The organism is Paenibacillus favisporus (assembly GCF_040545415.1).
Classification (GTDB): Bacteria; Bacillota; Bacilli; order Paenibacillales; family Paenibacillaceae; genus Paenibacillus_AQ; species Paenibacillus_AQ favisporus.
Window position 1 is genome coordinate 327,707 of sequence record NZ_JBEPLV010000003.1, and the last position, 19,921, is coordinate 347,627.

Here is a 19,921-nt window from a genome sequence, read left to right on the forward strand (position 1 = left end):
ATTTAAACCATATAGAAGTGTTTAGCGTTTAGTCTCCATGCTCAAATGTTTGCCACTCTAACAGTCCTTGAAGCAAAGCATCTGCGGTAAATCCAGCACTTCAGCCACCGTGATCAGATACCCCATGCCCATAAACTGGCTTGCCGCGGCTTCAGGCTCCGGCAAACCGGCGGCGGTAAATTTCTCCAGCACCGAACTGAATATATTGGAAAAAAGCTCGCGCACATGCTCGCGAATCGCCGGTTCCGGGATCGTATGCGCCTGCATGACGAGCAGCGTTTCTGCCCGATAGCTGCTCATCACGTCATCAAATACTTGCCCCATCGTTTCCATAAGCTGATCGGCGGGCGCTTCTACCTGTGAAAAAGCATCGGCGATCCGCCCGATAGCCCGGTCGATGACGGCGATAAACAGCTCTTCCTTGTTGCTGAAAAAATGAAACACATACGGCTGCGTAACGCCAGCTTCCTTGGCTACCCGCGCCGTTGTTGCTTTGTAATACCCGAGTTCGGCAAATACGTCGACTGCTTTGGCTAAAATTTGTTCTTTGCGATCCTGCCGGATGACCATCTTCGTTGCTCCCTTATTTATTGATAAATAAATAATAGCTTCACCATCACATGCTGTCAACATTTTCTATCTCCGGCTTGTCTTTGACGAGTATGTCCGCTTTACGTACGCAGGTCAGGCGCAGCCTGTTCAGCAGCATCCGGTAAAGGAACAGGGCTGACATGGAAGTACGCAAATAGCGTGCCTTCCAGTCAACCCTGTCACGGATTCCTTGCATTATGTATTGCAGCCCGCATCTACTTTCTTTATTTTCTGCCGGGCAGCACCTTATTTAATACGATCGCCGCAATCGAGGCAGCCAAAATCGGCGACCCCAGCAAATATTGCACGAACGTGGGCAGCGAGTGCAGGAAATCCTGCGGGATCATGACTAAAGCCAAAGTCAGGATCATCGGAATCGCGATGATGTACATTTCCTTTTCGGCGATGCTGACGTTTTTCATCACCTGCACGCCGTTAATGGCGATAATGCCGCAGACGATGGTGAAGACGCCGCCGATGACAGCGGTGGGGATGGAAGAGATCAACGCGGCCAGTTTACCCGAGCAGCCGAAGATGACAAACCATACACCTACGGCCAGGAAGACGCGGCGGCTCGCGATGCCCGTAATGGAAATGATGCCTGCATTGGTGGAATAACCCGTAACCGGCGTCGAACCGAGCAAAGAAGCGATAAGACAGCTGATGCCTTCCCCGATGACACCCCGGTTTAAGTTTTTATCGGTTAGCGGTTTATCGATGACGTTGCTGACGGCAAACCATGTGCCTGTCGTTTCGGCCAACAGGACGAAATAAATAATGACCATGGTAATGATCGCCGAAATGTTGAACGAAAAGCCGAAATCGGCAAACGGGAGCTGCGGCATACTGAACCATTTGGCATCGTTCACCGCAGAGAAATGAAGCACACCCATAAAATTCGCCGAAATACATCCGACGACCAACGCGACCATGACCGAAATGATGCGGAAGATGGAGCCTTTACCGCGGAACAAGGAACCCAGGATGACAAAAATGAGGAGTACAACGCCCGATATGAGGGCCAGCAGCACGTTTTGGTTGATGGTCGCATCTGTCGCACCGTAGATATTATCCCGGATGGCCACAGGCAGTAAAGAAAGACCGACGATGAAAATGATGGTGCCGCCAACGATCGGCGGAATAAACGATTTTACGATTTTATTGAAAATGCCGGTAAAGCCCAAAACAATGACCAAAACCGCGCCAATCAAACCCGCGCCTAAAACGGAGTTCCAGCCTAACTGCCCGCCGCCGCTGGCGGCATAAATGCTGACGATCGCGCCAAGCGGAACGTAGGAAGGGCCTTGAGCGACAGGCAGCTTCATGCAAAAATACGTTTGTACGATCGTAGCCAGACCGGCCGCAATAAAGGTCGCTTGAATCAAAGCGCTGGACTGGCCGGAGGATAAGCCGATCAGCATCGCGATCAGAAACGGCACGACATAGACGTCCATGGCGACGACGTGCTGTAAGCCCAGAATGATCGATTTGTAGACCGGAATTTTATCGTCAGGTGAAACAGTCAATTGTGGAGCTTGTTCTTGAATCTCGGAATGCATAGCTGTTTGTGCCGCTGTTTGTGTGTTCACTCAGGAGTACACCTCGATTTTTTTGGATTTTTTCTAGGAATAGCGAATGGTTTTAAGCAGATAAAGAATGCCATTCATGGCACTGGGCTTTTACTTTTAACGCGAATGGACTTTTTCGCCCTGTACCCAAACTTCGCGGATGTTTTCGGGCCGGGTCAGGTACAACATTTTTTGGAACACGTCGTTCAAATCTTCATTTGGATCAAAGATCGGCAGTTTGGCGGATGGTAGCTTCGTATCAATGATCTGCACATCCCAGGCATAGTTTTCCTGGATCCGGCCGACCGGCAAGCTTAAGCTTTCGCCTCCACCGGCTGTAGCGAGGTAAAACGCCTCGTTGACCGTAATGCGCGATCCCGGCACACCGCGCTCTTCGGCAGGAAGGGCGGGGTTCACGCCATCCTCCAGCATTCTGGAGGACATGACGGCTTGTCTGATATTATCGAACAGGCTTGGAGAAAAACCTCCCGAAATGTCAGTCCCCAGGCCGATCTCTACTCCTTTTTCGTGGAGATGGGCGACGGGGATAACGCTGTTGGCAAAATAGGCGTTAGATATTGGGCAGTGGGCGACTGCCGTTCCGGTTTCGGCAAAAAGGTCTGCGTCATCGTCGCTCAGGAAATTGCAGTGGGCCATGACGGACTTGTCCCGCAGCAGCCCAAGCTCATGCAGGGCGAAGGCGTCGTTTTTCCGAAACCGGTCCCGGACGTAACCATGCGCCCAGTCGCTTTCGCTGCAGTGCGATTGCACGTACGCGTCGTATTTTTTCGCCAGCTCTCCCAAACCTTGCAGCACCTCATCCGTGCAGCTTGGAATAAACCTTGGCGTCACGACGGGAAATACGCCTTGTTTCACCGTTTTGGACAATGCTTTGACGGCGAGAATAAACTCTTCCGTGTCTGCAAGTGCCGCCTTGGTGTCCGCGTCGCGGTAATGTTCCGGATTTTGCTCCGGGTCATCCATGACGACTTTTCCGACGAGTCCGCGCTGGCCCCTTTCGGCGCAAATCCGGGCTAACAATAAACTAGATTCTTTATGTATGGTGGCAAAATATAGGGCCGTCGTTGTGCCGTTGGCGAGCAGGGTGCGGACCAAATCGTCGTAGACCTCATAGGCAAAATCGAGATCCGAAAACTTGGATTCCAGCGGGAAAGTATAGGTGTTGAGCCAATCATAGAGCGGAATGTCCAGTGCCGTTCCGGATTGGGCCCATTGCGGAGCGTGAACATGCAGATCGATGAATCCGGGCAGGATGTACTGGCCTTCGGCTAACGAATAAAAGTTGTCTTTTCCTTGATAAGCGTCCAGCAGAACCTGATAATCGGCATCCTCAGGAGCCACGATTTTTTCGATTTTCCCGTCATCATGGATACAAAAGAGATGGTCTTTTAGGATCTCAATTTCTTTGGATGACTTACTGGAAAATGCCGTTCCTCGGAATAATTGCTTATATTTACTCATAGTTACCGCCTTAATGTTCGTTATTTGATGACACTTTTGTTATTATATGCGCAGAAAAATGATTAGTCTATACTAAAAAGCGAATGATTGCGAAAGTGAAAAACCGCCTCCCATGGAAGGCGGTCACCTATACAAACCCTAAATCATCATGTACACGTCTTGACTTGGTTCTGCCCCAATATGGTCCAAGGGCCGTTGCACCGCTGCAGACTTAATAGCGAAGATAGACCCGGCTGCCGATCCGGGAAGCGGTGATGCCGTTCTCCCTGTAGGGCTGCTGCTGCCAGTTGGCTGGGGCCGGTGGCCCGCCAGCGGCGAATCCGGACAAGTACAGAAAATCCGGATGGATGATCTGGTCGGTTAAATAAGCGGAACGGCTGCTGCCCGGAATCCGGTACCGGTTGAGCGTACTGATGATTTCGCCTGAAGTGACAATACCGACTCCGTGACCGTAGTACAGGTCGTCGTCCATTTGGATCGTATTTTCACCCTGCCATTCGATCCGATGGGGATTGACATCCGGATTTTTAAAATACCGGACGTCGCCCGGATAGGAATCCCGGGAACCCGTTTTTTCAATCAATCCCAGGTCGCTGTCGTAATGCCAGTCGTACAGGAGCAGATTCGCGAACAGACGGTTGAAGTCTTCTTCCCGAATACAATCGAGCACACCCTTGTACAACACGATCACGATCCCCGTCGCGCATTCGAAGCCATACGCCCAGCCGTTCACGAAGATGTCCTGGATTCCCTGGGCAGGCGTAACATGGGGTTTGAGCTCGAAACCGCCGCGCCGGTTCAAGTACCAGTACGCTTCGTTGCAGTGGGAATTTTTGAAGGTTTCAAACTGCACTCCGCTCCGGTTTAAGTCAGCTGCTGCTCTGACGATCGCTTCACGAAGCCTAAGCTCAAAGACCAGATGGGCCGGCGATTCGTAATGATATGAGGTCGTGCTCCTCATCTTCCTGTCGTAAATTTGCCTCCACAAATCCGGCCATCCTGACGGGTTCACCGTTTCCCCGCCGCTTCCAATCGTAATCACCCCGTTCATCCCTCCTTACCGTTTATTGAAGATCGAAAAAGCCCGCGGCATATATCAGCATATGAGCAGGCCGGGCCCGGAAATAACCCCGATTGTCAGATCCAAGCGATTAAGGCTGTCCTTTGTCAAAAATACGGTTTACGTTTGCTTCGGAAGGATGTTCTAATATAATAGGTTGAGAAGGTAACTTTTGAGGATCAGACTGGAGCTTCCATCATGAAAAAATTCAAAAAGTTTTACGTCGAACTGACGAGCAAATGCAATCTGGCCTGTACGTTCTGTCCGCCGACGCACCGGGCGACCAATTATATTACGATTGAACAATTTACGCATACTCTGGATGAGATCAAACCCCACACGGAATATATTTATTTTCATGTCAAAGGCGAACCGCTGCTTCATCCGCATATTGACCAGCTGTTGGATATCGCCCATGAGAAAGGGTTTAAAGTGAACATCACGTCCAACGGCACGCTGCTGCACAAGGCAGGACGGAAGCTGCTGAACAAGCCGGCGCTGCGGCAGATGAATTTCTCCCTGCACAGCTTTGACGGGCATGTCGGTTCCCAGGACAAGAACGGGTATATCTCCAAAGTGCTCTCCTTTGTCAAAGAGGCGGTGTCCCAATCGGGTATGATCGTATCGCTGCGGCTGTGGAATCTCGACCCGGACAACGCAACGAACTTGGAGCGGAGCCGCAATCGGGAAATGCTGGAGTATATTGAGAAGGAGTTTAACCTGGATTACAAAATCGAGGAAAAAATCGTTCCCGGCAAAGGCATCAAAATAGCGGACCGGATCTACATCAATATGGACCATGAATTTAAATGGCCGGACCTGACTGAGGAGGAGGACCTCAGCCGGGGCTTCTGCCATGGTCTCCGAAATCAGGCGGGCGTCCTGGTGGATGGAACGGTGATCCCCTGCTGCCTTGACGGGGAAGGTGTCATTAATCTCGGCAACATCCACAAGACCCCATTTTCCGAAATTATCGAAAGCGAGCGGGCAAACCGGATCGTCGACGGTTTTTCCCGGCGCGAGGTCGTGGAGGAGCTGTGCAGAAAATGCGGCTACCGCCAGCGCTTTAACTATAAAGCGAACGGCATCGCTTCTGACGAACCGCAGCCTGCCCGCTCTGCATTACAGGAGGCGACTGGACTGTGAAACATTCATTTATGTTAAAGGCCGGCTGGAACGGCGGACGGAACAGCGATGGACAGATCGAAGCAGGCAATCTCCGTACGCAAATTTCCATCCCGAAAGAGATGGGGGGTCCGGGCGTCGGGACGAATCCCGACGAAATGCTGCTCGGCGCCGCCGCTACCTGCTACTTAATCACACTGGCGGCTATGATGGAGCGTTCGCACCTTCCGGTTCACGAGCTTTCGCTGGAGTCTGAAGGCATCGTGGACGTGACGGACAACATTTTTACGTACGTCAGCATTAAGCACAAGCCGCATATCGTGCTGGGCCGTGAAGCAACGGCCAAAGACGTGGAGACGGCGGACAGGCTGGCGCATAAAGCGGAAGGCTCCTGCATGATTTCCCGGGCGGTATCCGGGAATGTGGCCCTCGTGACCGAGCCGAAGATCGAAACCGTTAGGGAATAGCGGCGTTAAAGCCTTGGTGAGAGGCGGGCGCCAAACCGCTGAATGTATGAACAGACCGCTCGGGCAGGCTGCCCGGCGGTCTTTCTGTTTGCTTGGACAAACTCAGGAAAGCACCCAGATCACAAATGAATGAAAGCGGGTGAGTCGGCCTCCGGCTTTCGGGCATCCTGAGAAGGAGGACAGCCGAAGCGGTTCGGCGAGAGCCGGTATCATGGCCTGCGGACAAACTAAACCACGCCGGGCCGGAAAACGCCGTCCAGTGGATCTTTTATCAGGCAGCGGTTTGTGTGAAGATAGGTACGGGGGGAATAACGTCATGTTTACGGATTTTAAAATTACAGAAGGCCGGCCGCTGACGGTGCAGGTCAAAGAATACTTGAAGCAGTGGATCACCAAGGGCAAGGGTAGGGTGGACCAGAAGCTGCCGTCGACGCGGGAGCTCAGCACGATGCTGAATATCAGCCGCAACACGCTGGTGGCGGTGTACACCGAGCTCGAGGAGGAAGGGTACATTTATACCGTCCGCTCCAAAGGAACTTTCGTCTCCAAAGTGGGCATCGCTTCGGTGCCTTCCTGGCATGTGGATTGGCAGCAGCATTTGAGCCCGGTGGCAGTAGCGGCCACGGATCTGGATCTGATGAAGCGCGACCTGCGCGGGGAGAAGGGGATGATTAACTTCGCGAGCATCGCCCCCGACGAGAAGCTCTTCGACCTGGCAAATGTGAAGCGCGCTTTTCTGGACCGGATGGCGATCGAAGGGGAGATTTTGCTCAACTATGGCTACGCCAAAGGATACAAACCGTTGATCGAGTATTTGACGGGTTATATGGAAACGAAAGGCGTCGACATGGACGGTAAAGATATTCTGATCACGAACGGGTTCACGGAAGCTTATGATATCATCCTGTCCTCGCTGAACGTGAAAGAAAAGCACATCTTGTGCGAAAACCCGACTCATCATACAGCCATCAAAATTTCCCGGCTTCAAGGATATGACATTACCGGGATCGGGATGGAGCAGGACGGGATCGATATCGGCGAGATGGAGCGGGCGCTGACCGAAAACTCCTTCGGTCTGGCGTTCCTCACACCGTCGTATCACAATCCAACCGGGATCGTAATGTCGGCCGAGAAGCGGGTCGAAGTGCTGCGCCTGCTGGCAAAGCACCAGATTCCATTGATCGAGGACGGTTTCAATGAGGAGCTGCGCTATTCGGGCTCGCACATGGCCCCGCTGGCGGCTTTCGGCGGGGATGGAAACAGCGTCATTTACCTCGGGAGCTTTTCCAAAATATTGTTCCCGGGCATCCGCATCGGCTGGATCGCGGCGGACAGGGAGCTGATCGATGCGCTGGTCAGCGTCAAGCGGGCGAGAAACATTCACACCTCCACGTTGGATCAGGCGGTGCTGTATCAATATTTTCATAACGGCAATTTTGAAAAGTATTTGAAGCGGGCGAAATCTGAATATAAGCATAAGCATGAGCTGGCGGTAGAGTGCTGCCGCAAGTATATACCGCACAAAAGGTTAACCGGAACCGGCGGGCTCCATCTGTTCCTTGAGCTGCAGGACGGCATCCGCTCAAGGGATGTTCTGCGGGATTGTTACGAACAAGGCGTGGTGTTTAGCGCAGGAGATGTGTTCTATACGGACGGTCAGGGCGAGGGAACGCTGCGGATCGGTTTTTCACGGGTGAGCGATGAAGACCTTGTGCACGGCATCCAGGTGATCGGAAAGGCGGTCCAAAGACGAATGGAGGAGAACGGATGTTAAGAGTAGGCGTAATTATGGGCGGAGATTCCTCGGAACGGGAGGTGTCGCTGATGACGGGACGGGAGATCATCTCGCATTTGGATCCCGCCAAATACGAAGTCCGGCCGATCGAAATCACGAGGAAACGGGACTTGCCGCAGCAGTTGGCTGGTATCGACATGGCTGTGATCGCCCTGCACGGCAAATACGGGGAAGACGGAACGATCCAGGGTACGCTCGAGACGCTTGGTGTTCCATACACCGGCAGCGGCGTTTTGGCGAGCAGCTTGTGCATGGACAAAAATACGGCAAAGAAGCTGCTCCGTTACGAGGGTGTAGAGACACCCGACTGGACGCTGCTGACGAGTCCGGATGAGCTGGAGAACGTGCTCGCCTCGGAACCGCTCTATCCGCTTGTCGTCAAACCGAACAGCGGCGGTTCCAGCGTCGGCGTTACGCTGGCGCGGGATGAGCAGAGCTTGCGGGAAGCGGTGGAGCGCGCTTTCCACTGGGACGATGAAGTGATCCTCGAGCAGTACATTGAGGGTGAGGAAATCACGTGCAGCCTGCTGAACGGCGAGTACCTTCCGGTTCTGGCGATCAAGCCGAACGGGGAGTTTTTCGATTACACTTCCAAATACGAAGAAGGGGAGTGCGAAGAAGTTGTCGCAAGCCTGGATCCGGATACCGCCGAACGGGTCCGCCGGGCCGCCGAGCTCAGCTGCCGCGTGCTCAAATGCAGCGTGTACGCGAGGGTGGATGTCATGCTCCACCAGGGCATTCCTTACGTGATGGAGGTCAACACGCTGCCCGGTATGACCCGGACCAGTCTGCTGCCTAAGAGCGCACAGGCCGCGGGGCTGTCCTTCTCCGCCCTGCTGGACCGGATCATCGAGGGGTCATTGGCTGAACGGCGGCGGGAATACGGGCTCGTTGTGTAATCGGTGGATGACAGCAAAGGAGCTGCTTTTAGGGCGGATCGCCCTGAAAGCAGCTCCTTTTGTTGAAGAGATCAAAAATGAGACTGGTCATTTGGTTCCGACGGCATTCGTGATCAGCGATGCCAGCAGTTTGGCTCCATCGGCCTTGAGATGGACCCCGTCGGGTGTAAAGAAGGACTGTCCGCTGCTCGCTTCGTACCAATCGAGCAGCGTCGTATTGTCATGGGCATCGGCTGCCTTTCGGAGCGCCGTATTGACCGTGTTTTCCCAGTTTCTCGGCACCCGGGTGTTCACGAGCACGACCTGCCGGACGTCCTTCAGCGAGTCGAGAAGCCGGGAAAGCTGCTTGGAGCTGAAGGCGCCATTGGTTCCGAGCTCGATCACCACGTAGTCGCCGAGCTTGCCTTCCGCCCGGAGCCGCTCCACGATGTCCGGCGCTTCGGACATTTGCCGGCCGATCTCGGCATCGACGACGATGCCGGGAAGGTACTGCTGCAAATATGGGGCGGCGTCCAGCAGGATGGAATCGCCGATGGCGCTCACCGCCAGATTCCGCTTGACCGGTGGAGGGGCGTTCGTTCCCGCTGCGCCGGCCCCTTGCCCGGAAGCCTTGCCCGAACTTCCTCCCGGTTCGTCGGCTTTGGCGGGAGGCGTGCCAGCCACGCCTACGGGATTCGCGGACGATGTTGCTTTGCCGCCGGCGGGAGGCGGGTCTTCGGCCTGGCCTGTAGTGCCCGAAGCTGCATCATCCGCAGCCTGCTGGCCCTGGGCTGCAGGAGGCGTTTGTGTCTCGGCTGGACTGCCGGCAGTGGTTTCCGCCGGGTCAGCACCATGATGATCGCCGCCTTTTGCGGTTTGCTGGCCGGAGGCACCGGCATCGGCGTTTCCTGTGCCGTCCCCGGCAGCGGAAACCTCCTGTGACACCGGGCTGGAGCCGTCAGCTCCGGAAGCGGCCGGGCCGAGCGCCTGGACGGTGGATGCCACCGCCGGCGTCCGGGCGATGCCCGTGAAGGAGATAATGACCAGCAGCAGTAAGGTAGCCCCGGTAATCCAGCCCTTCAGCGGAATCTGATCTACGCCCAGTTTGCCGGAGCGCAGCTTCCTCCACCCTTTTCCCAATAACCCTTTGCGGATCGGTTCTTCGATCAATGTATACGACAGCGCAGCCAGCGCAATGCTGGCAGCCACCTGAAATACGGCTTTCAGGACGCTCACGTCTCCGGCTCCGTTTGTTGTGGATAAAATGATTACTGGATAATGCCATATGTATATGCCGTAGGAGCGAACGCCGAGCCATCGCAGCGGCTTGCAGCCAATCCATCGGCCGATCCGGCTTGCCGGATGGGCGAGCACTGCCACGGCTGCGGCTGCAGCCAGCGACAGAAGGACTAAGCCGCCGGGATACAGGAATGCGTCGTATTCGTTGGTGGACCAGATCATGACCAGAATTGCTGCTAAGCTGAGTATGCCTATGCCGTCCAGCAAGCGCCTGGAGGACCGGTCGATCCGGGGAGACAGCTTGCGGCTGGGCCAAATAATGCTGAGCGCGGCACCGATCAGGAGCGAAAACGCCCGTGTATCCGTCCCGTAATAAACTCGGCTGGGATCCGTCCCCGGATCGTAGATGACCAGCATCGCCAGGGCCGATACCGCCGCGGCCGAGAGCATGAACAGAAACATTTTTCCCCGCCGCGGGGCGAGCTTCAGACCGATCAGCATAAGCAGCGGCCACAGCACGTAAAACTGCTCCTCAACCGATAACGACCACAGATGTCCGAGCGGCGAGACGGGCCCGAATTTTTCAAAGTACGAAACCTGGTGGTAGATCAGATACCAATTGTTGACATAAAAGAGTGACGAGATCGCGTCGCCCTTTAAAACCGGCATCGTAGACGGCCGCGCCAATGTCACCCAGGCGGTCACGGCAGCGAGCATGACGATCATGGCCGGAAGCAGTCTCCGGCACCGTCTGATCCAAAACTGCTTCAGATCAAGTGTTCCGCTCCTTCGCCACTCGGCGGTAAGAAGATCGGTGATCAAATATCCGGACAGGACGAAAAATATGCTGACGCCAAGCAGTCCCCCTGGCGCCCAGCCGACGTTCAGATGGTACAAAATGACAGCGAAAACAGCCAGGGTCCGGAGTCCGTCCAGTCCCGGCATATATCTTTTTTCATTCGGCGAGAGATGAATCATAGCGGCTTACCCGGCTTTCCAGGCAGGTGAGCGGCGCTGTTGTCATCGGTTATGTATAAGCTTCTCGGGATGTATGTGCTCATTCTTTAGCTGCCTCCAGACATGGATGATCGGTGAAACATAAGTTTACCATGTCATACTTTATCATAGGGCACCGGAGGGAAAGTTACAAAATGATTGCGTTCATTTCACATTTTATTCATTATGTATATAGATCGAACTAAAGCTTTGATGAACTTCCGTTAGATCTGTAGAAAGTGGGGAATGAATGAAAATGAATGTAATCATGAGAAGAATGAGTGAATTTTCGCCTGCCGAGCTTACGGACCTTTGGAACGAAGGGTTTAAGGGGTATTCGGTACCCATCACGATGAGCATGGACGTGCTCCTCAAGAGAAGTGCAGATCAAGGATTGTCGCTCGCACAATCGATCGTCGGCTGCGTGGACGGTATTCCCGTCGGTTTTGTCATGAATGGTCTGCGGAATAACGGCGGCGTGAAGACTGCATGGAACGGGGGAACGGGGATCATCCCGGCGTATCGGGGCAAAGGCATCGGCAAGCTGCTGATCAAGGCCAGCCTTGAGCTGTACAAAGCGGAGGGTGCGGATGTCGCCCTGCTCGAAGCGCTGAGCGATAACAAGCCGGCCATATCGCTGTACGAGCGGATGGGATATGAGGTCATTGACGATCTCTTCTTCTATGAATGCAAAAGCCTGAAAGATGAAGCACTGACCGGCGGCGGTTCCGGGAAGTACGAATTCCGCAGGGGCATTCCGCAGGATATCCAAAGGCTGCACGTGCCGGTCAATAACCAGCCTTGGCAGACGCAATGGGAGAGCGTCGTGAACGGCGAATCGCTGATCGCGTTCGATCCGGAAGGCCAGCCTGCCGGTTACGCATTGTATAAAAGGGGCTTCGATGATCAGGGGACGCATACCTCCACGTCGCTGTTTCAATGCAAGGTTCTGGGCGGGCAAAGCGAAGACGCTTTGGCGCTGATGAAGGGCCTCCTAAGCGAAGTGTTTGGGCCGTCCAGCCTTGGACTGACCCTGCGTACCGTCAATATTCCCGGGTCCGAAACGATGCTGACGGGTGTGCTGAAGGAAGCCGGTTTTGGCATATCGGTCAGCCAGGTACATATGAAACGCGGCGTGTAACGGCTCAAGCGTTTATAAACTATACACAGGCCGAAGCTGCCGGTGGGAGCGGCTGAGTTACTCCCGATCCTCATGGGTACGACTGACGCTTGTGCAGTTTCGCGGTTATTGTTAAGATATGTTGCGGGCGGTTTCGATCCGAAAAGTCAAAAACCGGACGAGCTTTTGGCCTGATTATGGTTCAGCTTATGATAGAATTGCAATCGGTTACAAAGCCGGGTCTTCAGACTTCGGACAAATGACAAATGGCTTTAACAGCACGGGTGACTATTTTTAAACCTTGAATCAGGAGGATGCATCATGGCGAATACGAGTATTATTCTTAGGGTTGAGCTGGATCACGGGAAGGTGACTTTTGGAGATGTCGCAGCTGCGATCAGTAAATCGGGAGGGGACATCACCTCCATCGACGTCATCCGCCCCGGGAAGGATTCTTCTGTGCGGGATATTACGGTAGAAGTGGTCGACACGCAGGAGGACCGCGTCGTTGAATCGCTGAAGCGGCATGACGGCATCAAGCTGATCAACGTGTCCGACCGGACCTTTCTTGTTCACTTGGGCGGCAAAATCAAGGTTCAGCCGACGCTGCCGATCAAAAACCGGGACGACTTGTCGCGTGTGTATACGCCGGGCGTGGCCAAGGTGTGCACTGCGATCCACGAAGACCAGGATAAGGCTTATTCGCTTACGATTAAACGCAATACGGTAGCGGTCATTACCGACGGTACAGCCGTTCTCGGGCTTGGGGATATCGGTCCGCATGCGGCGGCTCCCGTGATGGAAGGCAAGGCGATGCTGTTCAAGCAGCTTGCCGGCGTCGATGCGTTTCCGATCTGCCTGGACACGACGGACACGGAGGAAATTATCCGGACGATCAAGGCGATCAGCCCGATTTTCGGCGGCATCAACCTGGAGGACATCAGCTCTCCGCGCTGCTTCGAAATCGAGACGCGGCTGGCCCAGGAGCTGGATATGCCGATATTCCATGATGACCAGCATGGTACGGCCGTGGTCGTCATCGCCGGTCTCTTGAACGCCCTGAAGGTGGTCAACAAACGGATGGAGAATATCCGGGTCGTCGTGAACGGCATCGGTGCGGCGGGCGTATCCATTTGCAAAATGCTCCTCAGCGCCGGCGTAACGAAGCTGGTTCCGGTTGACCGGGAAGGCGCAATCGTCAGGGGAGGTACATACAGCCATCCGATGTGGCAGTGGCTGGCAGACCAGCCGCAGGTCGAAGCGAACGAAGGCTCGCTTAAAGAGGTTATCAAAGGGGCCGACGTATTCATCGGCGTATCGCGCGGCAATCTGCTGAACGGGGAGGATATCCGCAGCATGGGGCCGGATCCGATCGTCTTTGCGATGGCAAATCCAGAGCCGGAGGTGTCGCCGGAAGAGGCGATTCCGCATTCCCGGGTCTACGCGACCGGGCGCAGCGATTATCCGAACCAGATCAACAACGTGCTCGTCTTTCCAGGCCTGTTCCGCGGAGCGCTTGACTGCCGGGCCCGCTGCATCAACGAACCGATGAAGCTGGCGGCGGCGCGGGCGATCGCTTCGGTCGTCTCGGGCGGGGAGCTGAACGAGCTGTACATCATCCCGAGTATTTTTAACGAGCAGGTTGTGATCGAAATCCGCAAAGCGGTGGTCCAGGCGGCGATCCTGACCGGGGTGGCGCGCAGAATTCCGAAGGACTTCAGATAAAACGCGGAGTTTCCCGGTTTGAAGCCGAACAAAAAGTCATGGCTGATTTGGACGGCTACTGCATGTTAGAACAAAATAATTAAAAACAAGAAGCCGTCCTTTGGTTAAGCAAGTTATGATACCTAGAGGGACGGTTTCTTGCATTATAAATGCATATCATGGGATCCGAGCTGCCAGATTCAAACAAACCCCCGCCTTCAGTGAAGGCGGGGGTTTGTTTATAAGTAGGATCGATTCAATTTAGGCTTGTCCCAACGAGTTGAAATAGAAGGGATTTAAAGGTCAGAGTCTACAACAGATTCGCTTATTTACGCAGCGCTTCCGGATCAATCGGAGGAACCAGGCCTTCGCCGGCCGCCCGGGTCAGCAGCGAAGTGATCGCGGCGTATCCGTCGTCCCCGAGGTTGCGCGTAAAGTCGTTGACATACAGGTCAATATGCTGCTGGGCAACGTCAGGATCCAACTCCTGGGCATGGCTCAGCACGTATTCCCGGGAAGCTTCAGGGTGGGCCCAGGCGTATTCGACGGACTGACGGATCCAGTCTTCGATCGCGTCCAAGTCGAGGGACCGCTTGGCAATGATCGCGCCGAGCGGAATCGGCAGGCCGGTATCGCTTTCCCACCAGCTGCCAAGATCCGTCATCAAGGATAATCCGTAGGACGGATACGTGAATCTGGCTTCGTGAATGACCAGTCCCGCGTCAATCAAGCCGTCGCGGACGGCAGGCATGATTTGGTCGAACGGCATGACCACGATTTCGCCAATCCCGCCGGGTACGTTCTGGGCGGCCCACAGGCGGAAGAGCAGGTAGGCCGTCGATTTTTCGCTCGGGACGGCAACCCGGCGTCCGCTAAGTTCCGAAGGGTCGGCTTGGCCGCCTTTGGTCAGTACAAGCGGTCCGCAGCCGCGGCCCAAGGCTCCGCCGCATGGAATGAGGGCGTATTCGTCCAGAACCCATGGCAGGGCGGCATAAGAAATTTTAAGCACGTCCAGGTCGCTGCCCGGGTTCGATGCCAGGTTATTCGTAATATCAATATCCGCATAGGTGACTTCCAGCTCCGGTGCGGCGGGAATGAGGCCGTGCGCCGCAGCATGGAAGACAAAAGTGTCGTTGGGACAAGGGGAAAATGCAATTTTCATCGTTTTAATACCTCCACTAAGATTGAGCTTGCTGCTTCAAGTGCTTCGAAAGCTTCTTTCATCCGCCAGGCGGAACGGTCCCGGGGACCGATGGCATTCGATATCGTACGGATTTCCAGGCAGGGGAGTCCGAACAGCCGGGCGGCTTCAGCAACGCCAAAGCCTTCCATCGCTTCCGCGGCAGCGTCCTCGTACCGCTGCCTTAACGCGGCGGCGGTTTGCGCCGAGCCGGTCCCGGTCGTGACCGTCAGGATGGCACCGCTGCGAACCGCCAGTCCGGCGGTAGCCATGGCTTCCTTGAGGCGGCGGACGAGCGGAAGATCCGGCTCGAGGCGGGAAGAGCCGAACCCAAGCTCGTCCACGCTGAGAAAGCCGTCCGGCGTCTCCGCGCCAAGATCAGCCGCGATCAGCTGATCGGCAATAACGATCGAGCCGATGCCGGCCCGATCCGTAAATCCGCCGCCGATGCCGGCGCTGATGACCAGGCCGTATTCGTTACCGGCCAGAACGCGAGCCGTACGGGCGGCGGCGGAGGCCGGTCCGACGCCGGCCAGCTCGACGTCGATAAAATCCGGGCTGCCGAGTCCGCGAAGAACCGCCTCCCGCTCGGCCTCGACGGCCGTCATGATCAGCACCCGGGAGTGATTGGTTGTTGGTGAATTCATGTGCGTACCTTCTTATCGTATAGTTTACAGGCCGTATATGCAGCTTCAATATATAACCTTATCCTGATCGGAGCCGTGTGTAAAGTGCAGGGAGGCCGAGAGCCTGACCGTGATCCGATAAAAACACTGATCCCCCTACGCCTTTTTGATGCGCAGAGGGATCGGTGTACCATGCTTTTCATCCGGTGATATAGGTGTTGGAATGCTTAATGATGACTTTTACGCTCACGTCCTTAATATTTATTTTGGGAAGGATCGGCCCCCGGGAGACGTATCGTTTCCAGCTGTCATTATGATGGCGGTATAACCACTCCTCAAGCCCGAACAAGTCGATATTTTTATCTTTCGCATCATTAAACTCCTTCAGGATGTCCTTTTTCAGGATCGACTGGGCCTGCTGCTCCATCTGATGTTCCGACATCCCAGCCTGGGTATGCGTTTCTAATACAGTGGCATTGACCGTAAGGCTGATATTGATGTTTAAGCGGTCAGACGTATCCGGGGCCAACGTGATTTTCGTATGCGGCCCAGTCAAATTCAACGTGTTGTTCAGGCCGTGTTTTTCGGGAATGCTGAACGGATATCTTAACATATGGCTGTACCGGATCAATCTGGCGCCCATCATGTCCTCCTCTGCGACCCGTCCCTCATTCGCTCCTTTGTTGATGACATACACGCCTGTGAGCTCCATCATGGAGGGGGTTTTATCCTTTTGGTTGGCCATCCATTTCCGGTCCGTTACGGACAGGACGGGAAGCAGCACGCTGGTTGCAGGCTCCCGGATGCTGTTGACTAATTTTTGCAGCTGAATCGGCATGATCGCGGATCGCTGCTTATAGGTCTCCTTAGGCTCAAACATTTCGAGCATCAGAGGAGACTGGTTCAGCGTCGTATCTGCCATGAATATCGACTCGATCGGCTTATCGGTTCCGTACACCCAGGATGTATACCGAAGCTCTCTGGAACGCAGGAGGCTGTCGAAAATATCCTCCAGCTTTCCAAGCGCGGAATTCGTCATAACGATCGCTTTAACATGCGTCCACAGCGTATGGTGCTGGGCGGATCTGTAAATATCGTTGATAGCCAATAACACAGTGGGGCCTTCGCCGACCCCCACCCAGGTAGATGCAGGTTTGGAATCCCCGCTGCCTTCCTTTGTCCCGACAGCGGAGAAATCGGTCAGCTTGACGTATACGACATAATGGTCCTTTTTGTAATCGATGCCGAGCGCCGTCACGATATTCATATCCTGTACCGCCTTCAAGTCCCAGCAGCCGGTCAACAGCAGGGAACAGACCAGAACAACGATGATGGCTTTCATTCGTTAATCTCCCTTACGCGTATCGTCCTGCGTCCGCAGCACCCGCGGACGGTACTTGAACAGCTTGACCGGCTTTCGGAACAGTCCTTCCCAGAAATCCCTGGCGATAAAGGGGGAAGCGGGAGCCAGATAAGGAACCCCGAAGTTTTCCAGCGTGGCCAAGTGAAGCAGGACGGAGAACATTGCGATAAAAAAACCGAACATGCCCAGGCAAGAAGAAAGCAGGAGAACATACAGCCTAATAATAGCCGTCGTCCCCGAAAGAATTTGATTGACCAGTGTAAAGGTGGCGATGATCGTCACGGCCACCGCCACAACCATCGTCGGAGACGTAACTCCTGCCCTGATGGCCGCATCGCCGACAATGAGACCCCCGACCACCGTTACGGTCTGGCCGACCGGTTTGGGTAGGCGGGTGCCCGCTTCATGGAACACCTGGAACAGGAACAGCATCAAAAAGCATTCCAGCGGAATCGAGAACGGAAGCCCGATTCTGGAATTCATAATGGTTGCCAGCAGCGGAGTCGGAATCTGCTCAAGGTTGAAGGTGGTCAGCGCCACGTAGAATCCAGGCAGGAACATAGCAATAAAGAGGCCCGATATCCGCAAAAACCTTTGCACCGAGACGATGTGAAAGGGCATATTGGAGTCTTCCGGCGATTTGATCAGGCTGAAGAGCGTGATGGGCGCGATAATTCCCATGGGAGAACCGTCGAACATAATCACGAACCGGCCTGCCAAAAGGCTGGATGCCACATAATCCGGCCTGCCTACATAATCGGTGAGCGGAAACACGCTTTTAAGCCGCCCCTGAACAAGGTCTTCGATTTGTGTGGTGCCGATGATCGCGTCCCCGTTGAAACTTTGAATCTTCTTCCTGATTTCATCAACGATATCCGGGTTAATGATATCCCGGATGTACATCAACGCGATTTGTGTGTGGCCCCGCTCGGAAATGACGAATTTTTCCACGCATAACGACTGGGTCCGAAGCCGCTTGCGGACAAGTGCGAGGCTCATGCTTAAATTTTCGGTAAATCCATCCTGGGGCCCCTTAATGGAAGATTCCGTGGAAGATTCCTCCGGAGACCGGGAAGGGGTGCTGCTGACATTCAATTGGTAGAAGGCATTCATATGCTGGAAGTATAGGATCATCATTCCCTGAAACACCTGGGTATCGAGTTCGGACAGTACATTTTGGGTCTTCATTTCCTTCAGCGGCAGCGATTGATAACCCCGGATGCTGTCTTTGCTGACGAATCCCGTTTCCTTATACATCTGTTCCAGCCTAGGGAGGACAAACTGGTTAATTTGGACCTCGTCCGTCATGCCCTCACAATAAATCAGAAGGATGGACTGCTTCAGGTCTCCTTCTCCTACATAAAAGGGATGAAGGACCACATCGCCGCATGGCTCATAATACTTTTGGAGGAACGGGATATCGATATCTGCCAGGCTGACTTGAGGCTGCTCTGTACTAGTTGTCATGGTGTTCTTTTCCTTTCTTTCCGGTTGAAATGAGAGCCAAAGCAAACAAGATGAGGATTAAAGCCCCCAGGAAGGCGGCAGAAAACGGGAAATAGAAACGTTTTAAAATTTTCAGGAAATTCGTATCGTTCAGTCCGATCAGGCTGATAAGGAGAATCAAGCCAGCAACGGTAACGTATGCGCCAATTCGCGGTAGCTTTTCTTTAATGTTCCAAACATCCACGATAAAATACAGGGCTAGTGAAATCCGGATGAAGGCTCCCGACAGCCATTGATAGATGGAGAAAAAGTCGGTCTGAGCGACATATCTTCCAATGGTGGCCACGCGCCATTCCTCATACGCCGGATACATTTGCCTGGACGCCTCATACGGATCAAAGATCGTGATAGCGCCGATCAGCGGCCCCATGGTCAGCCCGGTCAGGGCCAAGGCAAGAACGTATAACTGCCAGGCTTTCGCGGCCTTCGCCAATTTTGGCTGGAGAAACAGGTACATGATAATTTCAAAGGAACCTGCACATGAATTGGTCAGTCCGGAAAATACAGGTCCCCAGCCTTTGGACAGAACCGGCAGCAGCTGGCTGTAATCCTTGGTTTGAAAATTGACCGTCATGATAAAAAATCCGAGTAGGACGACGAACGGCAGGAGAATCCCGGCGGAGATGGCAATGGGTTTAAATCCCATGATCGCGGCATACAGGCATAAAAGCAGCATAATTATGGTTGTTACAGATATCGGCGTTTCGGTCAAAAAGGTGATTTTGGCCCAAGTGGTCGTATCAAACAACGTATAGAAGCAAATCATGTATAAAAATACGCTCATGATGATGCGCAGAAGAACGGCCGCTGCTAGGCCGTATTCTTGACTCAGCCATTCGTGGATGGAGCGGTTTCCCATTCGTTTGGCTACGTAATACGTCATAGCGGTCACGGCCATCAGCGGCAGAATGGACAAGGTGACCGAGATCCACGCGTCTCTGCCTGAGCTTTGCAGCAGAAACGGAATGATAAATACATGGTTCATCATCCCGATGGACAGCAGGATCATCATGAAGCCTTGCGACAAGCGGGCTTTAAGTACTTTCATACAGTTACCTCCAAGTAAGGCGTGGATCTAGATCCATTATTAACCGGGAGGTTTCCCGCAATACTTCCTATATTTAAAATGACACATGGCGCGAAGACCGACGATATATTAGAATAGATAGGTCTGTATATTTAGTTAGGCTTCTTATGAGGCGCGGATTCCCGATCCAGGGA

Annotated in this window: 17 protein-coding genes; 6 read left to right on the top strand and 11 right to left on the bottom strand. The window is 54.0% G+C overall.

The annotated features are described in order from the left end of the window. Nucleotides 1-57 precede the first annotated feature (57 nt). The 5 genes from ABID47_RS14695 to ABID47_RS14715 form a co-directional block, all read right to left on the bottom strand. Nucleotides 58-570, bottom strand: coding sequence for a TetR/AcrR family transcriptional regulator (locus ABID47_RS14695; protein WP_354497702.1), 513 nt, complete (start codon nt 568-570; stop codon nt 58-60). Nucleotides 571-616: 46 nt separating this feature from the next. Continuing rightward, nucleotides 617-745: a hypothetical protein gene (locus ABID47_RS14700; RefSeq protein WP_354497704.1), complete on the bottom strand. Its 129-nt coding sequence runs from the start codon at nt 743-745 to the stop codon at nt 617-619. Between the two features lie 70 nt (nt 746-815). Further along, entirely contained in the window at nt 816-2,150 is a 1,335-nt protein-coding gene (locus ABID47_RS14705; protein WP_354498761.1) for a uracil-xanthine permease family protein, read from the bottom strand. 126 nt (nt 2,151-2,276) lie between these two features. Next, on the bottom strand, nt 2,277-3,641 hold the full coding sequence (gene guaD, locus ABID47_RS14710) for a guanine deaminase (protein WP_354497706.1): 1,365 nt from the start codon (nt 3,639-3,641) through the stop codon (nt 2,277-2,279). Between the two features lie 211 nt (nt 3,642-3,852). Further along, nucleotides 3,853-4,683 (bottom strand): protein-glutamine gamma-glutamyltransferase, encoded by an 831-nt coding sequence (locus ABID47_RS14715; protein WP_354497709.1) that lies wholly within the window; start codon nt 4,681-4,683, stop codon nt 3,853-3,855. Nucleotides 4,684-4,899: 216 nt separating this feature from the next. Between ABID47_RS14715 and ABID47_RS14720 the strand changes: the two genes are divergently transcribed. The 4 genes from ABID47_RS14720 (at nt 4,900) to ABID47_RS14735 (ending at nt 8,987) form a co-directional block, all read left to right on the top strand. Continuing rightward, the gene (locus tag ABID47_RS14720; protein WP_354497711.1) at nt 4,900-5,847 is read left to right on the top strand and encodes a radical SAM/SPASM domain-containing protein; all 948 of its coding nucleotides are present in this window, start codon (nt 4,900-4,902) and stop codon (nt 5,845-5,847) included. Beyond that, nucleotides 5,844-6,293, top strand: a complete 450-nt coding sequence (locus ABID47_RS14725) for an OsmC family protein (RefSeq protein ID WP_354497713.1) — start codon at nt 5,844-5,846, stop codon at nt 6,291-6,293. Before ABID47_RS14720 ends, ABID47_RS14725 begins: the two co-directional genes overlap by 4 nt. Before the next feature lie 316 nt (nt 6,294-6,609). Beyond that, entirely contained in the window at nt 6,610-8,067 is a 1,458-nt protein-coding gene (locus tag ABID47_RS14730) for an aminotransferase-like domain-containing protein (protein ID WP_116231082.1), read from the top strand. Further along, entirely contained in the window at nt 8,061-8,987 is a 927-nt protein-coding gene (locus ABID47_RS14735; protein ID WP_145156884.1) for a D-alanine--D-alanine ligase, read from the top strand. Before ABID47_RS14730 ends, ABID47_RS14735 begins: the two co-directional genes overlap by 7 nt. An 87-nt stretch (nt 8,988-9,074) precedes the next feature. On the opposite strand, the gene ABID47_RS14740 is transcribed toward ABID47_RS14735, so the two are convergent. Beyond that, nucleotides 9,075-11,183: an acyltransferase family protein gene (locus ABID47_RS14740; protein ID WP_354497717.1), complete on the bottom strand. Its 2,109-nt coding sequence runs from the start codon at nt 11,181-11,183 to the stop codon at nt 9,075-9,077. A gap of 268 nt (nt 11,184-11,451) precedes the next feature. Between ABID47_RS14740 and ABID47_RS14745 the strand changes: the two genes are divergently transcribed. Next, nucleotides 11,452-12,342: a GNAT family N-acetyltransferase gene (locus ABID47_RS14745; protein ID WP_354497719.1), complete on the top strand. Its 891-nt coding sequence runs from the start codon at nt 11,452-11,454 to the stop codon at nt 12,340-12,342. Nucleotides 12,343-12,642: 300 nt separating this feature from the next. Continuing rightward, complete coding sequence (locus ABID47_RS14750; RefSeq protein ID WP_145156888.1) at nt 12,643-14,046, top strand: NAD-dependent malic enzyme; 1,404 nt, start codon at nt 12,643-12,645, stop codon at nt 14,044-14,046. Nucleotides 14,047-14,350: 304 nt separating this feature from the next. Here ABID47_RS14750 and ABID47_RS14755 read toward each other — a convergent pair whose 3' ends face one another. The 5 genes from ABID47_RS14755 to ABID47_RS14775 form a co-directional block, all read right to left on the bottom strand. Then, nucleotides 14,351-15,187 carry a 1,4-dihydroxy-6-naphthoate synthase gene (locus ABID47_RS14755; protein WP_089546679.1) on the bottom strand — a complete coding sequence of 279 codons (837 nt, stop codon included), beginning with the start codon at nt 15,185-15,187 and terminating at the stop codon, nt 14,351-14,353. Next, nucleotides 15,184-15,852: a futalosine hydrolase gene (locus ABID47_RS14760; RefSeq protein WP_354497722.1), complete on the bottom strand. Its 669-nt coding sequence runs from the start codon at nt 15,850-15,852 to the stop codon at nt 15,184-15,186. Before ABID47_RS14760 ends, ABID47_RS14755 begins: the two co-directional genes overlap by 4 nt. Before the next feature lie 178 nt (nt 15,853-16,030). Continuing rightward, nucleotides 16,031-17,173, bottom strand: a complete 1,143-nt coding sequence (locus ABID47_RS14765; protein WP_354497724.1) for a Ger(x)C family spore germination protein — start codon at nt 17,171-17,173, stop codon at nt 16,031-16,033. A gap of 3 nt (nt 17,174-17,176) precedes the next feature. Further along, nucleotides 17,177-18,661, bottom strand: a complete 1,485-nt coding sequence (locus ABID47_RS14770) for a spore germination protein (protein WP_354497726.1) — start codon at nt 18,659-18,661, stop codon at nt 17,177-17,179. Next, complete coding sequence (locus ABID47_RS14775; RefSeq protein ID WP_354497728.1) at nt 18,651-19,748, bottom strand: GerAB/ArcD/ProY family transporter; 1,098 nt, start codon at nt 19,746-19,748, stop codon at nt 18,651-18,653. Before ABID47_RS14775 ends, ABID47_RS14770 begins: the two co-directional genes overlap by 11 nt. Nucleotides 19,749-19,921 lie beyond the last annotated feature (173 nt).

Coding starts and splice junctions, on each gene's coding strand:
- ABID47_RS14695 (WP_354497702.1), bottom strand. CDS start 570: ATGGTCATCCGGCAGGATCGCAAAGAACAAATTTTAGCCAAAGCAGTC.
- ABID47_RS14705 (WP_354498761.1), bottom strand. CDS start 2,150: ATGCATTCCGAGATTCAAGAACAAGCTCCACAATTGACTGTTTCACCT.
- guaD (WP_354497706.1), bottom strand. CDS start 3,641: ATGAGTAAATATAAGCAATTATTCCGAGGAACGGCATTTTCCAGTAAG.
- ABID47_RS14720 (WP_354497711.1), top strand. CDS start 4,900: ATGAAAAAATTCAAAAAGTTTTACGTCGAACTGACGAGCAAATGCAAT.
- ABID47_RS14730 (WP_116231082.1), top strand. CDS start 6,610: ATGTTTACGGATTTTAAAATTACAGAAGGCCGGCCGCTGACGGTGCAG.
- ABID47_RS14735 (WP_145156884.1), top strand. CDS start 8,061: ATGTTAAGAGTAGGCGTAATTATGGGCGGAGATTCCTCGGAACGGGAG.
- ABID47_RS14740 (WP_354497717.1), bottom strand. CDS start 11,183: ATGATTCATCTCTCGCCGAATGAAAAAAGATATATGCCGGGACTGGAC.
- ABID47_RS14745 (WP_354497719.1), top strand. CDS start 11,452: ATGAAAATGAATGTAATCATGAGAAGAATGAGTGAATTTTCGCCTGCC.
- ABID47_RS14750 (WP_145156888.1), top strand. CDS start 12,643: ATGGCGAATACGAGTATTATTCTTAGGGTTGAGCTGGATCACGGGAAG.
- ABID47_RS14755 (WP_089546679.1), bottom strand. CDS start 15,187: ATGAAAATTGCATTTTCCCCTTGTCCCAACGACACTTTTGTCTTCCAT.
- ABID47_RS14760 (WP_354497722.1), bottom strand. CDS start 15,852: ATGAATTCACCAACAACCAATCACTCCCGGGTGCTGATCATGACGGCC.
- ABID47_RS14765 (WP_354497724.1), bottom strand. CDS start 17,173: ATGAAAGCCATCATCGTTGTTCTGGTCTGTTCCCTGCTGTTGACCGGC.
- ABID47_RS14770 (WP_354497726.1), bottom strand. CDS start 18,661: ATGACAACTAGTACAGAGCAGCCTCAAGTCAGCCTGGCAGATATCGAT.
- ABID47_RS14775 (WP_354497728.1), bottom strand. CDS start 19,748: ATGAAAGTACTTAAAGCCCGCTTGTCGCAAGGCTTCATGATGATCCTG.